Here is a 5,251-nt window from a genome sequence, read left to right as displayed (position 1 = left end):
GACCAGGTCCGCAAGGCCGCCGAGGAGCGCGCCCGGGCGGCCGAGGCCGCCCGCGCCGCGGGTGCCACCGGCGCGCTGCAGTCCGCCTCCGCGGGCGGTGCGGTGTCGATCGTGACCGGCCGGGTCACCTCGGGCTTCGGTTCCCGCTGGGGCACGAAGCACATGGGGCTCGACATCGCCGCCCCGATCGGCACCCCGATCCACGTACCGATCGCCGGCACCGTCATCAGCTCCGGCCCCGCCAGCGGGTTCGGGATGTGGGTCCGGGTCCGGCACGCCGACGGCACGGTCACCGTCTACGGCCACATCAACCGCTCGCTGGTCTCGGTCGGCCAGAAGGTGGCGGCGGGCCAGCAGATCGCCGAGGTCGGCAACCGCGGCCAGTCCACCGGCCCGCACCTGCACATCGAGGTCGTCGACCCGGGCGGCACCAAGATCAACCCGAAGCCGTGGCTCGACGCGAACGGGTTCCGCTACACCTGAGTCAGGAGTTCTGGACCGACTCCAGCGCACGGATCTTGTTCGTCGCGTCCAACGCGGCGACCTTGTACGCCTCCGACAGCGTCGGGTAGTTCAGGACGGTGTCGACGAGGTAGTCCACCGTCCCGCCACAGCCCATGATGGCCTGCCCGATGTGCACGAGGTCGGTGGCGTTCGTGCCGAACACGTGCACCCCGAGCAGCCGGTGGTCCTCGGGCGACACCAACAGCTTCAGCATGCCGTAGGAGTCGCCGACGATCGCGCCGCGCGCGAGCTCGCGGTAGCGCGACAGCCCGGTCTCGTACGGGATCGACGCCGCCGTCAGCTCGGCCTCGGTCCGCCCGCAGAACGAGATCTCCGGGATCGTGTAGATGCCGATCGGCTGCAGCTCGTGCAGCTCGCGGACGGGCTCGCCGAACAGGTGGTAGGCGGCGAGCCGGCCCTGGTCCATGCTCGTCGACGCCAGCGCCGGGAACCCGATCACGTCGCCGACCGCTGCGATGTGCTCGACCGAGGTCCGGTACTGCTCGTCGACCTCGATGCGCCCCCGGTCGTCGGCCCGGACACCGGCCGCGTCCAGGCCCAGCTCCTCGGTCATGCCCTGCCGGCCCGCCGAGTACATGACCATGTCGGCCGGGATCTTCTTCCCGCTGGCCAGGCTGGTCACCGTGCCGCGGCCGTTCACCTCGACCGAGGACACCTCCTCGCCGAACCGGAAGGTGACCGCGGAGTCGCGCAGGTGGAACTTCAGTGACTCCACGACCTCCGGGTCGCAGAACCCGAGCATCGAGTCCCGCTTCTCCACCACGGTCACCCGCGTGCCGAGCGCGGCGAACATCGAGGCGTACTCGATGCCGATCACCCCCGCGCCGACGACGACCATCGAGCCCGGCACCCGGCCCAGCTGCAGCACCTGGTCTGAGTCGACGACCCGCTCGCCGTCGAACGCGACGGTGTCCGGGCGGGCCGGGCGGGTCCCGGTCGCGACGACCACGTGCGAGGCGGTGACCTGGTTGTGGTCACCCCGCCCCGTCCCCTCGACGACGACGGTGTGCGGGTCGGTGAAGCGCGCCGTCCCGGTCAGGATGTCGACGTGGTTGCGCAGCAGCTGGCTGCGCACGATCTCGGTCTCGCGGCCGATCACGTGCCGGGTGCGGGCCAGCAGGTCGTCGATGGTGATCTCGGACTTGACCCGGTAGCTGGCGCCGTACATCTCGCGCTGGCTGAACCCGGACAGGTACAGCACCGCCTCGCGCAGCGTCTTCGACGGGATGGTGCCGGTGTTGACGCAGACCCCGCCCATCATGTGGCCGCGGTCGGCGATCGCCACCCGCTTCCCGAGCTTCGCCGCGGCGATCGCGGCCTTCTGCCCACCGGGACCGGAGCCGATCACCAGCAGGTCGTAGTCGTGGGCGGGTGACTCGTCGGCACTCACCCGCACAGCGTGGTGGCCGCCGCGCCGCGCGGCAACCACACCGGTGTGAACAGCGTGTCACGCGCGGTAGGAGCGTCTCCGTTCGTCGGCGAGGAAGTGCGCGGTCTCCCGGGTGGCGGTGTAGAGCGAGCGGTAGTGCGGGTGGAAGCGGTCGTAGACCTCGCGGGCCGCCGGGTCCGGCTCGACCGTGCGGGCGACCGGGTTCCAGTCGCGCAGCCGCGGCTCGGCCCCGGTCGCGACGGCGGCCAGCCACGCGTCGCCGAGCGCGGCGCCGACGGTCTGCTCCGGCACGTCCTGCGGGACCCCGGTCACGTCGGTGACGATCCGGGTCCACAGCCCGCCCTGCACCCCGCCGCCGACGGCGACCAGGCGCTTCGTGCCGCCGCCCGCGGACCGCATGACCTCCAGGTTGTGCCGGACGCCGTGCGCGATGCCCTCCAGCGCGGCCCGGTAGACCTCGCCGCGGGTGTGCCCGGTGGTCAGCCCGGCGAGCACGCCGCGGGCGTCCGGGTCGAACAGCGGGGTCCGCTCCCCGGCGAAGTAGGGGAGCAGCAGCAGCCCGCCGCTGCCCGGCGGCACCTCCGCGGCCTCGGCGACGAGCCCGGTGAACCCCTCCCCGGTGAGGTCGCGCAGCCAGTTCGTGATCGCCCCGGAGGTCGCCATCCCCGCGGCCAGGGTGAACGACCCCGGTACGGCCCCGCGGGTCGTCCACATCGCCGGGTGCGGGTGCGGGCGGTCGATGACCTCGATGAGGAACATCGTCGTCCCGTACATCACCATGACCTCCCCGGCGCCGGTGACGCCGGCGCTGGTGGCCTCGGCCCAGGCGTCGACGGTGCCGGCGGTGACCGGCAGCCCCTCCGGCAGCCCGGTCGCGGCGGCCGCCGCCGCGCTCACCCGCCCGGCGACCTCGGTCGGCCACAGCAGCCGGGGCAGCGTGATGCCCGGGGCGGTGCGCTCGGCCCAGTCGGGCGCCCAGTCCGCGGCGGCCAGGTCGTACATCGGGTCGCACTGGCTGGCCGAGTGGTGGTCGAGCACGTACTCGCCGGTGAGCCGGTGCACCAGGTAGGACGAGCACATCAGGAACATCTCGGTGCGGGCGAACACCTCCGGCTCGTGCCGGGCCAGCCACCGCCACTTCGGCCCCACCGCCTGCGAGGACAGCGGTGTCCCGGCCCGGGCCAGGATCGCGTCCTCGCCCAGCTCCGCGTTCAGCTCGTCGATCTCGGTGCCGGCGCGGGTGTCGACGCCGTAGAGGATCGCCGGGCGCAGCGGGCGGCCGTCGCCGTCGGCGGGGAGCAGGGTCGGCCCGATCCCCGACACCCCCAGGCCGGCGAGCTCGGCGCCGTCGTCGAGGGCGGGCAGCAGTTCCCGCACGACCGCGACGAAGTCACCCCACCAGACGGCCTCGGCGTCGTGCTCCACGTGGCCGGGCAGCGGCTGTGCGGTCTCGTGCGCCCGGTCGGCCCGGGCCAGCACCCGGCCGCGGGCGTCGACGAGGACGCCCTTCGAACCCGACGTACCGATGTCGACGCCCAGATACACGTGCATGGGACGTTCCTACCGTCCCCCGCCCGCGGTGCACACAGAACGGGTGCAGAACATTCGTGCAGGTCGACGCGCGCGGTGGGCCGGGGCGCCGCAGACTTCTCCGGTGCAGCTGCCCACACCCCACCCGGACACCGCGACCGACTGGGTGCGCGAGCACCTCGGTGACCTCTGCCGCGACGAGCCCGTCGCCTCCGGAGCGTTCCGGGGCGGGCAGACCGCGGCCGACGCCGCCGTCGCGGCGCTGGACCTGACCGGCTATGCGAAGCGGCGCAACGAGGTGCTGCCGGTGTCGCGGCGCGGTGCGACGGCGCTGTCGCCGTGGATCCGGCACGGGCTGGTCGACCTGCCGACCGCCTGGGACGCCGCCGCCGACGCCCCGCCGCGCGACCGCGCCAAGTTCCGCGACGAGCTGTGCTGGCAGGAGTACGCCCGCCACCTCTACGCCCGGCTCGGCACCCGCACCCGCTCCGCGTTGCGCGCGGCCCCGGCCCGCGCCGAACAGGGATGGGACGAGCCGTGGCCCGCCGAGATGGCCTGCGTCGACGCCTGCCTCACCGAGCTGCACACCGACGGCTGGCTGGTGAACCAGACCCGCATGTGGCTGTCCTCGCAGTGGACCGTGCGCGCCGGGCACGAGTGGGCGGGCGGGGAGAGCGAGTTCTTCGCCCACCTGCTCGACGGCTCGCGCGCGGCGAACCGGCTCGGCTGGCAGTGGACCGTCGGCGCCGGCACCGGCAAGCCCTACGGCTTCTCCCGCTGGCAGGTCCGCAAGCGCGCCCCGCAGCTGTGCGGGAGCTGCGCGCTGTCCGACGCCTGCCCGATCGAGCACTGGCCCGCCGATCCGCCGTCGCGCCCGGCCCCCGAGCACGACCCGCGGCTGCGCTCGGACCCCGACCCGGAGACGACCGGGGGGCCGGCAGCCCCGGTCTCCACCGGCGCCGAGCCGGAGGCGGTGTGGCTGACGGCGGAGTCGCTCGGCGACGCCGACCCCGCCCTCGACGCCCACCCGGAACTGCCCGCGGTGTTCGTGTTCGACGAGCCGCTGCTGCGCCGGCTGCGGCTGTCCGGCAAACGGCTGGTCTTCCTCGCGCAGACCCTCGCCGACCTGGGCGAACGCCGTGCCGTGCTGGTGCGCCGCGGCGTCGTCGCCGCCGAGCTCGACGGCACGCCCGTCGCGGTCACCCACGCCCCGGTCCCCGGGTTCGTCACGCGCTCCGCCGCCGTCCGCCCGGTCGTGGTGCACCCCTGGCCGTGGCTGTACCGCCCGCACGCCGGTCCGGTCACCTCGTTCACCGCGTGGCGCAGGCGACTGCCCCGGCGCGGGGGGAAACCATCCACGACACCCCCTCGGCAAGGGGTGTGAGGCGGGACCGTCCACAGCCGGTCGGGTGACGGCGTTCCGCACGTCCCGGCCCGCGACGACCGTGGCAGCATGACCGCCTGCCCTCAGCCCGACCCCCTCCCCGGCCCCGGCCCCGGCCCGTCGTCGGGGGCGGAGGACCTGCCCGCCACCGGGTGGCCCCCCGACACCGAGTCCGGTCCCGGTCTGCGGCTCGACCGGCCCGCCGAGCTGATCGCCGCGGTGCCGGTGCTGCTCGGCTTCCACCCCCGGGAGTCACTGGTGCTCGTCTCGGTCACCGGGCCGCACCTCCACGACCGGCTCGGGCTCACGGTGCGGGTCGACCTGCCGCGCTCGTCGGGGTCGGCCCGCCGGGTGTGCCGGGAGGCGGTCAGGGTGCTCGCCGGGGAACAGCCCGCCCGGGCACTGGCGCTCGTCGTGCGCGA

At 74.5% G+C, this 5,251-nt stretch carries 5 protein-coding genes; 3 read left to right on the top strand and 2 right to left on the bottom strand.

Annotation, left to right across the window (positions count from 1 at the left end; translation table 11 throughout):
* On the top strand, positions 1-483 hold a 483-nt coding region (locus tag GTW08_RS15475), incomplete at its 5' end, for a M23 family metallopeptidase (RefSeq protein ID WP_161152110.1).
* A gap of 1 nt (position 484) precedes the next feature.
* Here the strand turns inward: GTW08_RS15475 and sthA are convergent.
* The gene (gene sthA / locus GTW08_RS15470; protein WP_174565847.1) at positions 485-1,915 is read right to left on the bottom strand and encodes a Si-specific NAD(P)(+) transhydrogenase; all 1,431 of its coding nucleotides are present in this window, start codon (positions 1,913-1,915) and stop codon (positions 485-487) included.
* Between the two features lie 57 nt (positions 1,916-1,972).
* On the bottom strand, positions 1,973-3,466 hold the full coding sequence (locus GTW08_RS15465) for an FGGY-family carbohydrate kinase (RefSeq protein ID WP_073574191.1): 1,494 nt from the start codon (positions 3,464-3,466) through the stop codon (positions 1,973-1,975).
* 103 nt (positions 3,467-3,569) lie between these two features.
* Here GTW08_RS15465 and GTW08_RS15460 point away from each other — a divergent pair, with 103 nt between their 5' ends.
* Together GTW08_RS15460 and GTW08_RS15455 are read left to right on the top strand one after the other, a co-directional pair.
* Entirely contained in the window at positions 3,570-4,829 is a 1,260-nt protein-coding gene (locus GTW08_RS15460; RefSeq protein ID WP_073574190.1) for an FAD-binding domain-containing protein, read from the top strand.
* Positions 4,830-4,898: 69 nt separating this feature from the next.
* The coding region (locus GTW08_RS15455) for a DUF4192 family protein (RefSeq protein WP_161152109.1) at positions 4,899-5,251 on the top strand (353 nt) is incomplete at its 3' end.

The organism is Pseudonocardia sp. SID8383, assembly GCF_009864975.1.
GTDB classification, from domain to species: domain Bacteria; phylum Actinomycetota; class Actinomycetes; order Mycobacteriales; family Pseudonocardiaceae; genus Pseudonocardia; species Pseudonocardia alni.
Note: the sequence above shows the minus strand (reverse complement) of the source record. Positions and strands in the feature narration are given on the sequence as shown.

Coding starts and splice junctions, on each gene's coding strand:
- GTW08_RS15465 (WP_073574191.1), bottom strand. CDS start 3,466: ATGCACGTGTATCTGGGCGTCGACATCGGTACGTCGGGTTCGAAGGGC.